The organism is Enterococcus sp. DIV0210g, assembly GCF_050559705.1.
Classification (GTDB): domain Bacteria; phylum Bacillota; class Bacilli; order Lactobacillales; family Enterococcaceae; genus Enterococcus_B; species Enterococcus_B faecalis_A.
Genome location: NZ_CP187903.1, coordinates 2,175,779 through 2,190,251 on the forward strand (window position 1 = coordinate 2,175,779; position 14,473 = coordinate 2,190,251).

Annotated in this window: 17 protein-coding genes and 1 other annotated feature; of the genes, 3 read left to right on the forward strand and 14 right to left on the reverse strand. The window is 39.5% G+C overall.

Annotation, left to right across the window (positions count from 1 at the left end; genetic code table 11):
* Positions 1 to 61: 61 nt before the first annotated feature.
* The 8 genes from IGI64_RS10495 to rplK all read right to left on the reverse strand — a co-directional run bounded on the left by IGI64_RS10495 (position 62) and on the right by rplK (position 8,000).
* Positions 62 to 2,302: a fibronectin type III domain-containing protein gene (locus IGI64_RS10495; RefSeq protein WP_429940428.1), complete on the reverse strand. Its 2,241-nt coding sequence runs from the start codon at positions 2,300 to 2,302 to the stop codon at positions 62 to 64.
* Positions 2,303 to 2,581: 279 nt separating this feature from the next.
* Complete coding sequence (gene nagB / locus IGI64_RS10500; protein ID WP_016624587.1) at positions 2,582 to 3,286, reverse strand: glucosamine-6-phosphate deaminase; 705 nt, start codon at positions 3,284 to 3,286, stop codon at positions 2,582 to 2,584.
* A gap of 100 nt (positions 3,287 to 3,386) precedes the next feature.
* Positions 3,387 to 4,565, reverse strand: coding sequence for an MFS transporter (locus IGI64_RS10505; protein WP_429940429.1), 1,179 nt, complete (start codon positions 4,563 to 4,565; stop codon positions 3,387 to 3,389).
* A 134-nt stretch (positions 4,566 to 4,699) separates the two neighbouring features.
* On the reverse strand, positions 4,700 to 5,377 hold the full coding sequence (locus IGI64_RS10510; RefSeq protein ID WP_429940430.1) for a TVP38/TMEM64 family protein: 678 nt from the start codon (positions 5,375 to 5,377) through the stop codon (positions 4,700 to 4,702).
* A 152-nt stretch (positions 5,378 to 5,529) separates the two neighbouring features.
* Entirely contained in the window at positions 5,530 to 5,901 is a 372-nt protein-coding gene (rplL, locus tag IGI64_RS10515; RefSeq protein WP_016624594.1) for a 50S ribosomal protein L7/L12, read from the reverse strand.
* Between the two features lie 53 nt (positions 5,902 to 5,954).
* Positions 5,955 to 6,458, reverse strand: a complete 504-nt coding sequence (gene rplJ, locus IGI64_RS10520; protein ID WP_016624595.1) for a 50S ribosomal protein L10 — start codon at positions 6,456 to 6,458, stop codon at positions 5,955 to 5,957.
* 120 nt (positions 6,459 to 6,578) lie between these two features.
* Positions 6,579 to 6,705 (reverse strand) — a sequence feature (ribosomal protein L10 leader region).
* 79 nt (positions 6,706 to 6,784) lie between these two features.
* Positions 6,785 to 7,474, reverse strand: a complete 690-nt coding sequence (rplA, locus tag IGI64_RS10525; protein WP_016624596.1) for a 50S ribosomal protein L1 — start codon at positions 7,472 to 7,474, stop codon at positions 6,785 to 6,787.
* 103 nt (positions 7,475 to 7,577) lie between these two features.
* Positions 7,578 to 8,000 (reverse strand): 50S ribosomal protein L11, encoded by a 423-nt coding sequence (gene rplK / locus IGI64_RS10530; RefSeq protein WP_016624597.1) that lies wholly within the window; start codon positions 7,998 to 8,000, stop codon positions 7,578 to 7,580.
* A 287-nt stretch (positions 8,001 to 8,287) separates the two neighbouring features.
* On the opposite strand from rplK, the gene sdaAB reads away from it, so the two are divergent.
* Both sdaAB and sdaAA read left to right on the forward strand, forming a co-directional pair.
* Positions 8,288 to 8,956, forward strand: a complete 669-nt coding sequence (gene sdaAB, locus IGI64_RS10535; protein ID WP_016624598.1) for an L-serine ammonia-lyase, iron-sulfur-dependent subunit beta — start codon at positions 8,288 to 8,290, stop codon at positions 8,954 to 8,956.
* Between the two features lie 14 nt (positions 8,957 to 8,970).
* Positions 8,971 to 9,843 (forward strand): L-serine ammonia-lyase, iron-sulfur-dependent, subunit alpha, encoded by an 873-nt coding sequence (sdaAA, locus tag IGI64_RS10540; RefSeq protein WP_016624599.1) that lies wholly within the window; start codon positions 8,971 to 8,973, stop codon positions 9,841 to 9,843.
* 60 nt (positions 9,844 to 9,903) lie between these two features.
* Here the strand turns inward: sdaAA and IGI64_RS10545 are convergent, their stop codons facing one another.
* The 5 genes from IGI64_RS10545 to rpmG form a co-directional block, all read right to left on the reverse strand.
* Positions 9,904 to 11,004, reverse strand: a complete 1,101-nt coding sequence (locus tag IGI64_RS10545) for a lactate oxidase (RefSeq protein ID WP_429940500.1) — start codon at positions 11,002 to 11,004, stop codon at positions 9,904 to 9,906.
* A 107-nt stretch (positions 11,005 to 11,111) separates the two neighbouring features.
* Entirely contained in the window at positions 11,112 to 12,008 is an 897-nt protein-coding gene (locus IGI64_RS10550) for an alpha/beta fold hydrolase (RefSeq protein WP_429940501.1), read from the reverse strand.
* An 83-nt stretch (positions 12,009 to 12,091) separates the two neighbouring features.
* Positions 12,092 to 12,637 carry a transcription termination/antitermination protein NusG gene (gene nusG / locus IGI64_RS10555; protein ID WP_016624602.1) on the reverse strand — a complete coding sequence of 182 codons (546 nt, stop codon included), beginning with the start codon at positions 12,635 to 12,637 and terminating at the stop codon, positions 12,092 to 12,094.
* A 102-nt stretch (positions 12,638 to 12,739) separates the two neighbouring features.
* Positions 12,740 to 12,910 (reverse strand): preprotein translocase subunit SecE, encoded by a 171-nt coding sequence (gene secE / locus IGI64_RS10560; protein ID WP_016624603.1) that lies wholly within the window; start codon positions 12,908 to 12,910, stop codon positions 12,740 to 12,742.
* A 12-nt stretch (positions 12,911 to 12,922) separates the two neighbouring features.
* Entirely contained in the window at positions 12,923 to 13,075 is a 153-nt protein-coding gene (gene rpmG, locus IGI64_RS10565; protein WP_005878997.1) for a 50S ribosomal protein L33, read from the reverse strand.
* A 168-nt stretch (positions 13,076 to 13,243) separates the two neighbouring features.
* On the opposite strand from rpmG, the gene cbpA reads away from it, so the two are divergent.
* Positions 13,244 to 13,885 (forward strand): cyclic di-AMP binding protein CbpA, encoded by a 642-nt coding sequence (gene cbpA, locus IGI64_RS10570; protein WP_034862477.1) that lies wholly within the window; start codon positions 13,244 to 13,246, stop codon positions 13,883 to 13,885.
* A gap of 78 nt (positions 13,886 to 13,963) precedes the next feature.
* Here the strand turns inward: cbpA and IGI64_RS10575 are convergent, their stop codons facing one another.
* The gene (locus IGI64_RS10575; RefSeq protein ID WP_016624605.1) at positions 13,964 to 14,467 is read right to left on the reverse strand and encodes a QueT transporter family protein; all 504 of its coding nucleotides are present in this window, start codon (positions 14,465 to 14,467) and stop codon (positions 13,964 to 13,966) included.
* Between the last annotated feature and the right edge of the window lie 6 nt (positions 14,468 to 14,473).

Genomic DNA, 14,473 nt, shown 5'->3' on the forward strand with positions numbered 1-14,473 from the left:
AACAGTTTTATCTGTTTCTCGGTTTTTGAATAATTGTCTGGAAATGAAAAACTTTTAGTTATTATCGTGTAGTCACTGTTAATGGTGTACTTCTTTCTGATAGATTTTCTACACGGTCGATTGCTTCGATCGTGTATGTGTATGTTGTGTTTCCTTTTGCGGTTCTATCTGTATAAGAAGTAAATCTTTCATCTAAAGTAACAAGTATCTTGCCATCACGATAAATTCTGTAGTGGAATTTACTTGCGTTATCTGTAGATGGACTCCAAGTAAGGCTCACGTTTTTTTCTTCAGCTTTAGTCGCTTTTAAATTAGTCGGAATTGTCGGTGCTTGATGCTTCAAACGTGCGTCTGTCTTTAATTTTACTGGCGTACTTGCTGGAGAAATATTTCCTGCAGCATCGAATGCCTTGACAGTATATGTGTACTCTTTTCCAACAGGCAGATCTTTTTCAACGTGTATCAGATGTGTTCGTGTCGTACGTCCAACTTCTTTGCCATCACGATAAACGATATAGCCAACAACACCGACATTGTCTTTTGAATAATTCCATTGGACACGCAATGTATTCCCTTCTAATGCAGCACTCTCAACAATTGGCGGTGCTGTTGGTGCTTCTGCATCTGCTGGTTCTTTGGTTGTTACAGATAATTCTTCACTGTTTTTTAATGGATTCGAAGATGTATCCACAGCACTGATCATATAAGTGTATGTTGTTTTAGCATCTAAATCTTTATCAATAAATGAAGTTGTTCCACTGTCTACTTTACCGATACGTTTTCCATCGCGATAGATAGAGTATTCTTTTACTTTGATTTCTGCTCTTGGTGCAGTCCAAGTCAACTCGACACTCTTTTCTCCAACTTCTTTTGTTTTTACGTTTTCTGCTCCTAATGTTCGTGATACCTTATAAGAAGATGCTTTATTTTTAAAACTCTCTAAATTATAATATCTTCCAAATGAATCGTTATTTGTGATAAAGTATTCTTCACCTTGATATTTTACCTCATCAAATAATTCGATATATCCGTAAGCAGGCACATAGATGCGTTGAATCCAATTATTAAGACTTTTACGACCAAGATCAGACTCCGAAGCAGTATATCCCCCGTATCCTACTTGTACAAATGCACTGATTATAGAACTATCTAACAAATCAGACGCGTATAAGAAAAACGATTGCTGCTGCTGTACCATTCCAGTTTCTGTATTACTTAGTTCAGACTCATTTCCCGCAGCATCAACCGCACTCACTCGAAAAAGATGTCTCGTATTGTACCCAGCTCTTTTACGTGTGTAAGAAGTCTCATTCCCATCCACTGTCGTTAAAAGTTGTTTGTTTAAATATATGTTATAAGCAACTACACCTTCGTTATCGGAAGAAGCATCCCAAGCAATATCTATTTCATTCCCTAGTTCTTTATTTTCTCTAACTCCAGTCAAACGAAGATTTTGCGGGACTGTTGGCGCTTCTTTATCTGGAGCAGCTTGCGTCGTTACAGAAACTTCATTACTTACTTCTGAGATGTTATTAGCTTCGTCGATTGCTTTTGCTGTGTATTTATAGGTTGTTTTTCCTTTTAATCCGCTATCTGTAAAAGTCAGTGTTGAGCCGTTGACTGTTTCGATTTTTTTACCGTCACGGAAAATTTGATAGCCGGTTACTCCTACATTATCAGCAGATGCTTCCCAATCTAATTTTACGCTTGTTTCAGTGATGTCAGAAGCTTTTAGATTTTTTGGCGCAGTTGGTGCTTCAGTATCTTCTACGTAAACTTTGATATTATCGAACTTTGCCCAGCCGTCACCTGTTGAAGAAAAACGAATGATATATGTATTTTCTGCATCAGGAGCAGAGAAAGAGAATTCATTTCTTTCCCATTCTTCATTAGTATGTTCTGACTCTTGCAAAGAAATAAAACCTTCACCATGATTCAATGTGCCAAACTCAACTTTTGCTGGAAAATCTTTACTTCCTGCTACATCATAAACAAATTTATACGTTTTATTTGGTTCCAAGTTTAAATATTGATGGATATTTTCACCTTGTGTTGCTTTTGCGTATTGATTATCGCCTTCTTTGACCAATTCAGGGTTATTTGTCCCTGGACTTGAAACGATCCAGTGTTCTAAACCATCATTGAAATCCCCATTTTTGATTGGGAATTCATCTAAAACTTTATCGCTTACTGTTACCAATTGCTGGGTGGATGTCGTTGCTGCTACCTCGATCACTGGCCCGCCTAAAGACACACATACCATACTCGCTGCCACAACTTTTTTCAAAATATTCTTTTTCATCTTTTCCTCCTTAAAAATAACATCTTTATGTAATCAATATAAATGAAGCATTGTAATTAAACATCAACTACAGTTGTTTTTTCATTGTATTATTTTGAGGAAAGTCGTTTTTTGAATAATTTTGACAAAAAGAAAGCCATCGCTTAAAAATGATACTTTTTTTCTTTTCTTTCATAAAAAAAGCACCCCCAATATTGGTATTAGGTTGTAAACTGCAAACAAAAAAACCATACAAAATATGGGGAAAGTATTTTGTACGGTTTTATTTGAATAGGTGAACTATTGTAGTTTGCTTCCTGCTGCTTCGTCGATGATCACGACAACATCGTCATGATTTTGCAAAGCACTAGCTGGCATATCCGTTGTTACAGGGCCTTGGATCATACCTTGGATGGCATCCGCTTTGTTTTCGCCGTAAGCCATCAAGACCATTTTTTTACCTTTTAAGATTGAGCCGATACCCATTGAAACAGCTTTTGTAGGAACATCTTCTACTTTATCGAAGAAGCGTTTGTTCGCATTGATTGTTGATTCCGTCAAATCAACGACAGAAGTTGGTCCATCTAATGGCGCGCCTGGTTCGTTGAAACCAATGTGTCCATTTTGTCCGATTCCTAAGATTTGGATGTCGATTGGGTTGTTTTCGATGATTTCATCGTAATGTTTGCATTCTGCTTGCAAATCAGCTGCTTTTCCGTTTGGTACATAAGTTTCTTTAAATGGTTTTTTGTCAAATAATTGTGTGTTCATAAAATGGCGGTAGCTTTGGTCATCAGCTTCGCCTAAGCCAACGTATTCATCTAAATTCACAGAAGTCATTCCACTGAAATCTAAATCGCTTGAAGTCATTTCTTTATACAAAGTAATTGGTGTGCTTCCTGTTGCCAAACCAAGTACTTTCGCACCGTTTTCCATGCCTTCTTTGATAATTTCAAAAGCTTTTTTTCCGCCTTCTTCAGCGTTTTTTACACGGATGATTTCCATAGTGATTGCTCCTTTGTATTTGGTATAGCCCAATTATAGCACCTTCTTTTCCTTTGCGCAAGATTAGTCTAGACCAAATTGCAAAAACAAGGAATATTCTTTATTTTTTCCGGAAAACTACGAAATAAAAGAAGTAAGCAGTCGCTTGAAAACCGAGCCCCAAAAGCGTAACACCCTGCCAGCCAAAATGCTGCCACATCATTGTACCGAAAAAGGAACCTGCTGCTCCGCCGATAAAGTACATAAACATGAACACTGTATTATTTCGATTACTCGTTTCAGCACCCAATCCTTGCACACGTGTCTGATTGGCAACTTGACCAAATTGATTACCGATATCTAATAAAATAATAGCAAGCAATAGGATGAAAAGATGACCGCCGCCCAAAAACAGCAGCACAAAGCTGATTGTCTGCATGGCTAGACCCATCAACACGATTTTTCGCTCCGCATAGGAATCAGCTAATCGTCCAACGATCGGCGCTGCGACAGCTCCAACTAGTCCAAAAATAGCTAAGATCCCTGCTTCAAATGTTCCCCAACCATAGACTGGACTGCTAATATAGAAAATCAATGTTGACCAAAAAATAGAAAAACTGCCAAACATAAAGAAACCATTGATCGAAGCATCTCTCAACAAACGCTGTGTTTTTACTAGGTAAGGCAAGCTTTTGATAGAATCAGTATAAGATAAAGGCGATTTGCTGCTTGCTACTCTAGGTAATTTGATGACAAGCATCAAGGTCAATAAAAGCACGGCACACAATGCAATGAAGTACATATAACGCCAATTGATCACACTTGCAACAATCCCAGATATCGTACGGGAAAGCAAGATACCAATCAGAAGTCCGCTCAGTAAAGTCCCCATCGTCTTCCCTCTTGCTTCTGGACCTGCTAAAACAGCGCCATAGGGAATGATGATCTGCGGCACGATGGAAAGTAAGCCAATCAAAAATGAAGCGGCGGCAAACCAAAGAAAACTAGGTGCAAAAAAGGCAGCCAGCAATGAAAGCGCCGATAAAGCAGACATCCGAATAATCAGTTTGGGACGATCAACGACATCTCCAAGAGGCACTAAAAAAAGCAGACCCAATGCATAGCCCAATTGCGTCAGCATCGTCAAGATCCCGATTGATCCAGTATCGATCGAAAAGCTTGCAGCGACTTTCGTTCCAATTGGCTGGATGTAATACATATTTGCAACGACTACGCCGCAAGTTAACGCTAAAAGCAGAATAAGCGAATTTGAAAGTGATATTTTTTCTTGTTTTTCCATCTTGTTTCCTCCATTTCTTTTATTAGTTTACCTCTTTCAAAATAGATTGGAAATAGAAAAATGACTGTTCTTTTATCGAAAGCTGCAATTCAACAAAAAAAGAACAACTATCGTAAAGACAGTTGTTCTGCTCGTTATTTGGCTCGATGTTTGCGTCGATCCATATAAATAACCACTACTAGTACACTTAGGCAAAGTACACTTGCTACCAATAAAAGCGCTCGTTTGCTGTACCCATGAAAAAGAGCTTCGCCCCCGCAAGCATATAGTAAAGAGGACGGAATGGTGCCGATTAAAACGGCAAGTAAAATATCTCTTATTTTTAAGTTGAGTGTTGTTGCTGCAAAATTGATCAATGAAGAAGGAATGAACGGGATCATATATCCAATCATCACACCGATTTTTGGATGTTTCATTTCACGAATTGCTTTTACCCAACGATTGGATTTTTTTGATTGATCGAAAAGTTTTATATGCTGCATCAAAGCGATTGATAAAATATTTCCACAGGTATTGCCCAATACATTAATCAACGTACCGAGGAACGGTCCATAACTCAATCCAACAATCACACTAATCACAGAAGTTGGGATTCCCGGAACTGCACACATTAAAGAAGTTAACAAAATCAGGATGAAAGCCGCGTAAAAACCATGGGAGCGAATAGTTGCCATCAACTCTTGGCGGCTGGCTTTTGGATCAAGAAGCAAATGGATATCTGGCTGATATTCCAAAAAAAGATGATAACCGATAAAAAGAATGAATAGAACTCCTATAGAAATCAACGTGATCCTTGCCTTCTTCGTTTTCATACGCCCTCCTGCTTTCTTCTCATTCTAATTTCAGTTTAGCATAACTTATCTATGGAAGAAAAAATTGCGATTAACGAAAGTATTTTGAGGAATAAAAAAAAGCCCTCGGATCTTTGAAAACAAAGATTCGAGGACAAGTATAATCAAATAGATTATTTAACAGTTACAGATGCGCCAACTTCTTCAAGTTTAGCTTTCAATTCTTCAGCTTCTTCTTTAGATACGCCTTCTTTAACTGGTGCAGGAGCTCCGTCAACTACTGCTTTAGCTTCTTTCAAGCCTAAGCCAGTTGCTTCACGAACTGCTTTGATAACTTTAACTTTTTGGTCTCCAGCTGCAGTCAATTCTACAGTGAATTCTGTTTGTTCTTCAGCAGCGCCGCCAGCAGCAGCTCCACCAGCTACAGCTACAGGAGCAGCAGCAGATACGCCAAATTCTTCTTCAATAGCTTTAACTAGGTCGTTAAGTTCTAGGATAGTTGCTTCTTTTAACTCAGCAACGATGTTTTCAATGTTCAATGCCATTTTTGTTTCCTCCGTTTAAATGTTTTGTAATTTTTATTTATGCTATGCGGCAATTAAGCTGCATCTCCATCTTCTTTTTCTGCGACTGCTTTGACAGCGTAAGCCACGTTGCGGACTGGCGCTTGCAGTACAGATAGTAACATAGAAAGAAGTCCTTCGCGGTTTGGCAATTTTGCCAATGCTGTGATTTCTTCCAATGAAGACACGCTGCCTTCGATGATACCGCCTTTGATTTCTAATGCTTTTGCTTCATTAGCAAATTCATCCATGATTTTAGCTGGTGCAACTACATCTTCGTTACTGAATGCAACGGCTGTAGGTCCAGTAAATACTTCGTCCAAGCCTTCTAGTCCAGCTTGTTTTGCAGCACGTGAAAGGATTGAGTTTTTGATAACTTTCATTTCTACGTTTGCATCACGAAGTTGTTTACGTAAACGAGTTACTTCATCAACAGTTAGTCCGCGGTAGTCTACGATTACTACAGATGCTGCTTCTTTGAATTTTTCGGTTACTTCATCGACGATTGCTGCTTTTTTAGCGATTATTGCTTCACTCATTTTGAGTTTCACCTCCTGAATTTTGATGGAAGAGTTCTTGGTTGAATCAACCAGAATCGCTCATCATCTAATCACGTTGTTCTTATTGATTTTACTCTTCTAATCACTTCGTTTTTAGTGATTCACAATAAAAAAACTCCATGCCACCGTAGACATAGAGGGACAATTGAATGTTCTCAATAGATGTCCTCGGTAGGAAATTAAGGCTATCGCCACCTACTGTCTTCGGTACAGTTAATTATTAACCTCAATCAGCTTAGCACGCTAAGCTGATTGAGTCAAGAATTATTTTTCAGTTGGATCAGCTGACTGACTAACCTAAAAGATTAGAAAGAAGCTTGGTCTACATGGATACCAGGTCCAAATGTTGTTGTAACGCTGATATTTTTCATGTATTGACCTTTTGCTGCAGATGGTTTAGCTTTTACTAAAACATCATGGATTGTGTTGAAGTTTTCGATAAGTTTGTCTGTATCAAATGATACTTTACCGATTGGCACATGTACGTTACCAGCTTTGTCGACACGGTAAGTTACTTTACCAGCTTTAACTTCGTTGACAGCTTTTGTTACGTCCATAGTAACTGTTCCTGTTTTAGGGTTTGGCATCAAGCCTTTAGGACCTAAGACACGACCAAGTTTACCAACTTCAGCCATCATGTCTGGAGTTGCTACGACTACGTCAAAATCGAACCAGCCGCCTTGGATTTTTTGAACCATGTCAGCATCGCCAACGTAATCAGCACCAGCAGCTTCTGCTTCTTTTGCTTTTTCGCCTTTAGCAAATACTAAAACAGTTTGTGTTTTACCTGTTCCGTTTGGTAATACAACAGCACCACGGATTTGTTGGTCTGCTTTTTTAGGGTCTACGTTCAAACGGTATGCAACTTCAACTGTTGCGTCGAATTTTGCAATACTTGTTTCTTTTGCTAAAGCAACTGCTTCCGCAACTGGGTAAACTTTATTTGAATCAACTTTTTTCAATGCTTCTTGCATTTTTTTGCTCTTTTTAGCCATTATGTTTCCTCCTTGATTGTGGTTATAACGGTTGAACCTCCCACGTGTTCTATATCTTTCAATATAGAGCCAACTGAGAAGCTACTTCCTCGGGATGCAGAGATTATTCTACAGTGATTCCCATGCTTCTTGCAGTTCCTTCAACCATGCGCATTGCTGCTTCAACGTTAGCTGCGTTTAGGTCTTCCATTTTTAATTCAGCGATTTCTTTTACTTGATCGCTAGAAACTTTAGCAACTTTAGTTTTGTTTGGTTCGCCTGAACCTTTTTCGATTTTAGCTGCTTTTTTCAATAATACTGCAGCTGGCGGTGTTTTTGTAACGAATGTGAATGAACGGTCTTCGTATACAGAGATTACTACTGGAATAATCAAACCAGCTTGATCAGCAGTACGAGCATTGAATTCTTTTGTGAATCCCATGATGTTGATACCCGCTTGACCTAGTGCTGGACCTACTGGCGGAGCTGGAGTTGCTTTACCTGCAGGAATTTGCAATTTAACGATTTTTTCTACTTTCTTTGCCACGAGACATACCTCCTTAAGTCCGTGATGTGGTTAATTGGAGATGCATATTTCTCCTCCCACGTTTTATCTGCCGAAACTTTCGACAAATTGGTGCAGTTCGGATGCACACTGATACATTATAGCAAATATAAACTATTTTTCAATGTTTTTTCACAGAATATTTTCTCTCGCTCAAAAACAAATAAAATTATCCTTAAAAACTTGAACTGCCGCCTCCCATCTCGCTCTTTTGTGCTACACTTAGACTGCAAAAACGGCAATCTATCTTTACTTGCGAGGTGGGGAAAATGGAAGAATTAAGATATAGAAGTGTTTTTGATATTATTGGCCCTGTAATGATTGGACCAAGCAGTTCTCATACGGCTGGGGCTGCCCGAATCGGAAAGATCGTACGCAGTATTTTTGGTGAACAGCCTGACTCTGTAGACATCTATTTGTATGAGTCTTTTGCCAAAACATACCGAGGCCACGGTACAGATATTGCCTTAGTAGGCGGTCTGCTTGGGATGGAGCCTGATGATGAGCGTTTGGCTGATTCTCTAGAACTTGCGTATAACGCAGGTATGGAGGTTTTATTCGTCCCTAAAAATGAAAAAGCAGAACATCCAAATTCTGTGCGTATGCTTTTGACAAAAGGAAACCGTAAATTATCCGTTACAGGAATCTCTATCGGAGGCGGAAATATCCAGATATCCGAATTGAATGGATTCAAGATTTCTTTAAGTATGGGAACGCCGACTTTTATTATCGTCCATCAAGATGTTCCAGGCATCATTGCAAAAGTAACAAATATCTTGTCCGCAGCAGGAACCAATATTGGTACGATGACTGTTACGAGGGAATCAAAAGGCGACAATTCCATCATGATCATTGAAGTTGATGATCCTCAAGGCAATGAGACAGTTGCAAAATTGATGGAACTGCCCCATATCGATAGTGTAAATTATTTTGACTAAAAGGAGTCTTAGCAATGTTTTTATCAATCAAAGAACTTGTTGAACAAGCAGAAGCCTATCCTTCTGTCGCTGAACTGATGATTGCCGAAGAAGAAAATATGACTGGCCGTTCGCGGGAACAGATCATTGCGCTGATGGAAAAAAATCTTTCGGTCATGTCACACTCTATTAATGAAGGAACACAGGGCGTGACTTCAGTTACAGGAATCACAGGCGGAGATGCTAAAAGACTAGATACCTATTTGGCGGAAGGAAACTTTTTGAGCGGCGAAACGATCTTGAAAGCAGTGAAAAACGCCATCGCCGTCAATGAAGTGAATGCCAAAATGGGCTTGATCTGTGCTACACCAACCGCTGGAAGTGCCGGCGTCGTCCCTGGTGTATTGATGGCTGTCAAAGATCGGTTAAATTTAGATCATCAGCAGCAGCTTGAATTTCTTTTCACTGCAGGTGCTTTTGGATTAGTGATTGCAAATAATGCTTCAATCAGCGGCGCGGAAGGCGGCTGTCAAGCAGAAGTTGGTTCTGCCAGCGCGATGGCTGCTGCAGCTCTTGTTTGTGCAAATGGCGGAACCGCGCATCAAGCAGCCCAAGCAGTCGCAATCACTTTAAAAAATATGATGGGCTTGATTTGCGATCCAGTCGCCGGTTTAGTGGAAGTTCCTTGCGTCAAACGCAATGCGTTAGGATCTTCTCAAGCTTTCATTTCTGCAGATATGGCATTAGCTGGAATCGAAAGTGTGATCCCACCTGACGAAGTTGTTGCAGCTATGTACCAAGTAGGCAGACAAATGCCTTCTATTTTCAAAGAAACAGCAGAAGGCGGATTAGCCGCAACGCCAACCGCAAAACGTTTAACAGAAGAATTGTTGAATAAACAAGCATAAAAAAAAAGAGTACAAAACCATTGATCAATGGTTTTGTACTCTTTTTTTATTCTGTTCGAGTTAATCCAAAAGTTTAGTATTTTTTACTTCATCGATCGTTTTTGTTCCAGCAAGCTGCATAGTGATAGCTAATTCTTTATTCAAATGTTCGAACACGGAAGTAACGCCTGCTGCTCCGCCAAGGTTTAAGCCATAAATCACTGGACGGCCGATTGCTACTAGGTCTGCCCCGCTTGCTAATGCTTTGAAGACATGTTCGCCGCGGCGGACACCTGAGTCAAAGATAACGGGCACACGTTTGCTTACTACTTCTGCGATTTTCGGCAGTACTTCAAAGGAAGCTGGCCCACCGTCTAATTGGCGGCCGCCATGATTTGATACCCAGATTCCGTCAGCACCAGCAGAAATGGCTACTTCTGCGTCTTCTGGGGATTGGATTCCTTTTACAAGTACTGGCAGATTTGTCAGCTCTTTGATTTTTCTGATATCTGCTGGCGTCAATTCTTGTTTTGCAGCCGCATAGATTTCTGCGATCCCTTTTCCAGCACCATTTCCGCTTACGCTTTGTTCGCTGTAAGCAGCCAAATTAGGCATTGGTAATGGGAATTGGAAATTGTTGATGATATCTTCTTCACGATAGCCGCCTAAAGTTGAATCAGCTGTCAAAATCACTGCTTTAGCGCCGGCCTCCACTGCTTTATTTAAAATGAATTCATTGAAACCATCATCTTTGCTCATATATAGTTGAAAAAATTGGGGTGCATCTGGTGCCGCAGCTGCTGCGTCTTTGATTGTTGTGTTTGCATACGTACTAATGGAGAAAATAGAACCTGCATCAGCCACTCCTTTTGCTGTAGCTGCTTCTCCTTTTTCGTGAGCCAATCCTTGAGCAGCAGATGGCGCTTGGATAATTGGTGTATCTAAATCAATGCCGAAAACAGATGTACGAAGATCTGCAGACTCGATTCCTCGCAAAACGCGGGGCATGATTTTTTTTGTATTAAAAGAAGAAGTATTTTCCCGCATCGTCCATTCGTCTTCAGAGCCTCCGCGAATATATCCGAAAGCGCCTGCTTCCATTCGCTCTTTTACTCTGCCTTCTAGTGAAGCGATATTGACGATGTTGATTGGATGTTCTTCATTACTTGCTTGATAAGCCATAATAAATCCTTCTTTCATGTTCTTGATTACAAAAACATGATATAACACTTACAAAAAGTAAGCAAATATTTATACTTGGATTTTTTACTTTCGAGAGCAAAGTATTCTTATCTATCCCAAATAAAACGGCTCACCAATTGATCCACTTCTTTGCTTTCGTGCAGTTGACTATGCGCAGCACCTTTAATGATCTGTTCCTCCACAGAATTTCCGTTTTGTTTCAGCAATGGCGCAACGGCGAATGCGCTACTCAATGGAACGGTACCATCACTTAAATCTGTTTCAGATACTTGTCCGCCAACAAGCAAAATCGAAACAGAGCTTGGCAGATTTTGGATGTTTTGCTGATAATCCTGATAGCGGCTGGAAATTACAGATGGACCATTTGCTAAAACCTCTTCTGCTGTCTGTTCATTATTCTCTTCTACAAAATCATTGAAGGGAGCGCCAAGTGCCGCGAATTTTTCTACTTTTGGAAGCGAAGTGTCCTGACCATATGTGACGAGATAACGAAGTGCACTGACCCCACCCATCGAATGGCCAACGATATTTACTTTGCTGATACCATATGTTTCTTTTAAATAAACTAAACTGTTTTTGATCCATTCGGTCTGGTTCCATTCATTGTTTTGATTATCTGAAAAAACGACTTGGACCATTGGATCATCTGCTTTTCCGCTCAATTCGCCTTGTGCTTGGACACTCCCATCTGCCGCAACCGTTAAAAGGAGTTCATTTTCCCCTGCTTTTTCTTGCTCCAACCGCTGAAGCATCCCTTTGAAGGAATTGATGGTTCCGCTGTATCCATGGAAAAAGAGCGTTGGCACGGCTGTTTGTTCTTGCTGCTCTGAACTTGCTGTTGTTTTTACTGTTTCTGCTGTTTTTGAAGAGCTGGTTTGTTCTGCTTGCATCCCTTTGTCTTGGCACCCGCTTAAAAAAAGAAGGCTCAGGACAAACAATGCACTGATACTTAAAACATTTTTCACGTTTTTTTCTCCTTTCATTCAAACAAAAAAGCAGCAGCCTTCAGCCTTTTGACTGGTGGTCCGCCGCTTTATTCAATCTTTCAAAATTTGTGATGATTGATTTAATCGATTTTGTCTACTTGTTCGAAATCAAGTTCTGTACTTGTTTCGCGTCCAAACATATCGATATTTACTTTTAGTTTTTCTTTTTCTTCGTCGATTTCGCTGACTTGTCCTTCTAATCCAGCAAAGGCACCTTCAATGATTTTCACTGTTTCGCCGACTTGGACTTCCAAATCATTTTGACGAACGCTCATACCGATTGAACGCAAGATATGGTTTACTTCTTCTTGAAGCAATGGAGCTGGTTTACTGCCGGCGCCGTGTGAACCAACGAATCCTGTTACGCCCGGTGTATTACGAACAACATACCATGATGAATCTGTCATTGTCATTTCTACTAATACATAACCAGGGAATGTTTTATGAACGATTTCTTTTTCTTTTCCGTTTTTTACTTCCGTTTCTGTTTCTTCAGGAACTACAACGCGGAAAATATAATCACCCATCCCCATACTTTGTGCACGAGACTCGATATTTGCTTTTACTTTATTTTCATAACCAGAATAAGTATGCAGTACATACCAATTTTTTTCAAAAGATTCCATTTTGCCGGCTCCTCATTTCATTGTAAAATAAAAAAACCTCAGTATACCCGAAGTTTTTCTTCAAAACGATTATAGCACGTTCTGCTTTGTTTTACTAGCGTCCTAGCTAAGAATCCAGCTGAACAAGTGTTGGATAGCTGTATCCATCACGTAAAACATGACACCAAAAATGATTGATGTCTCGATAACGATCAATGTGTCGCGGCGCAATTGTTTCTTTGAAGACCAAGACACTTTTTTCATTTCTTCTTTTACGCTTTTAAGAAATTTCATTCTGCTTCCTCCTTATTTGGTTTCTTTATGTAATGTATATTGATTACAATATTTACAGAATTTGTTGATTTCTAAACGTTCTCCGCTTTTACCTTCGCTAATAGACTTTGTATAGTTTCTAGACCCGCATACGGAACACGCTAAAGCAGCTTTTTTCTTCGCCATTTTGTCCCTACCTCCTTACTGAAACTCACAAATATACAGAATAACAGTATCATGGAAAAGGTTCTTTGTCAATTTCTCCTAAAACCTTCTATTCATTCCTAGCTTCTTTATGATATGATTAAAGAAATTAAGAATTAGATTAAAATGTACGAAACGGAGGTACTTGTTATGCTGCTGAAAACAATGGTCTACAAGAAAAAAGATTTAACAACAGTGAACGAGACAAATACATTAGAACAAGCATTAGAGATTTTAGAAACATCTGGTTATCGTTGTGTACCGATCCTTGATGAATCCGGACAGATTTTTCGTGGAAATATTTACAAAATGCACATCTACCGCCACAAAGCAAACGGCGGAGACATGACACTTCCTGTCACTTACTTATTGAAAAACGCCACAAAATTCATCTATGTGAATACATCATTCTTCAAAGTATTCTTTACCATCAAAGAATTGCCGTATATCGCAGTTTTAGATGAAAATAACCATTTTTACGGGATCTTGACGCACAGTTCTTTACTGAATATGCTTTCTCAATCATGGAGCATCGAGCAAGGAAGCTACGTATTAACGGTTGCTTCTACTGGAAAACAAGGCGACTTGGCCTCTATGACAAAAATTATTTCTAAGTACACAAGTATTGCCAGCTGCATCACTTTGGATATTGGTAAAGACGAATTTATCCGCCGTACGCTGATTACTCTTCCAGCGCAAACGACAAAAGAAACATGCGATACGATTGTGAGCCATTTAGAAAAGAAAAATTTCAAAGTAGTAGAAATCGAAGATCTGCAGCATGCAGAATAAAGAGCAGAAAATCTTTTTGCTCAAATAAAAAACGGGCAATCTGAAAATCTGTCAATGATTTTCGGATCGCCCATTTTTTTAGATTCTTTTTTCAAAATGGATTGTTTTATTCAAGTAATACATCAATGGTGCTGAAATGACCATGATGATGAATTCGCTAAGTGCCAATGTGCCGTAAGTTACCCAAAAAGCATGACCGCCTGTCGGAACAAGCATATACGCGATCAAAATCATACTTACTGTAAAAAAGAGCGTATTTAAAGCTAAACGGATCTTGACATCTTTTACTTTGTTTTGCAGCAATGCTGTCAAACCAAGTGATAAGAACGTCTGTGTCCCGCCAAAAATCACGTCCATGATCCCAAAACCAAAGAACGCATTATAAACGATGACTCCGCCTAAAACACCCCATAAAAGTTTCCGATTGAAAACTACCAGATGATTCAAGCTTTCTGATATTCGAAATTGGATCGGCCCTGAAGAGACAGGTGCGACTAAAATCGTTAATGCTAAATAAAGTGCCATGATGATCCCATTTACCGCAATGACCATCAATGATTTGCTGCTTTTTGATGCTTGCATAATTTC

Coding starts and splice junctions, on each gene's coding strand:
- IGI64_RS10550 (WP_429940501.1), bottom strand. CDS start 12,008: ATGAAAGGAGAAAAAAACGTGAAAAATGTTTTAAGTATCAGTGCATTG.
- IGI64_RS10495 (WP_429940428.1), bottom strand. CDS start 2,302: ATGAAAAAGAATATTTTGAAAAAAGTTGTGGCAGCGAGTATGGTATGT.
- rpmG (WP_005878997.1), bottom strand. CDS start 13,075: ATGGCGAAGAAAAAAGCTGCTTTAGCGTGTTCCGTATGCGGGTCTAGA.
- cbpA (WP_034862477.1), top strand. CDS start 13,244: ATGCTGCTGAAAACAATGGTCTACAAGAAAAAAGATTTAACAACAGTG.
- sdaAA (WP_016624599.1), top strand. CDS start 8,971: ATGTTTTTATCAATCAAAGAACTTGTTGAACAAGCAGAAGCCTATCCT.
- IGI64_RS10545 (WP_429940500.1), bottom strand. CDS start 11,004: ATGGCTTATCAAGCAAGTAATGAAGAACATCCAATCAACATCGTCAAT.
- IGI64_RS10510 (WP_429940430.1), bottom strand. CDS start 5,377: ATGAAAACGAAGAAGGCAAGGATCACGTTGATTTCTATAGGAGTTCTA.
- rplJ (WP_016624595.1), bottom strand. CDS start 6,458: ATGAGTGAAGCAATAATCGCTAAAAAAGCAGCAATCGTCGATGAAGTA.
- sdaAB (WP_016624598.1), top strand. CDS start 8,288: ATGGAAGAATTAAGATATAGAAGTGTTTTTGATATTATTGGCCCTGTA.
- secE (WP_016624603.1), bottom strand. CDS start 12,910: ATGAAATTTCTTAAAAGCGTAAAAGAAGAAATGAAAAAAGTGTCTTGG.
- IGI64_RS10575 (WP_016624605.1), bottom strand. CDS start 14,467: ATGCAAGCATCAAAAAGCAGCAAATCATTGATGGTCATTGCGGTAAAT.
- nagB (WP_016624587.1), bottom strand. CDS start 3,286: ATGGAAATCATCCGTGTAAAAAACGCTGAAGAAGGCGGAAAAAAAGCT.
- IGI64_RS10505 (WP_429940429.1), bottom strand. CDS start 4,565: ATGGAAAAACAAGAAAAAATATCACTTTCAAATTCGCTTATTCTGCTT.
- rplL (WP_016624594.1), bottom strand. CDS start 5,901: ATGGCATTGAACATTGAAAACATCGTTGCTGAGTTAAAAGAAGCAACT.
- nusG (WP_016624602.1), bottom strand. CDS start 12,637: ATGGAATCTTTTGAAAAAAATTGGTATGTACTGCATACTTATTCTGGT.
- rplA (WP_016624596.1), bottom strand. CDS start 7,474: ATGGCTAAAAAGAGCAAAAAAATGCAAGAAGCATTGAAAAAAGTTGAT.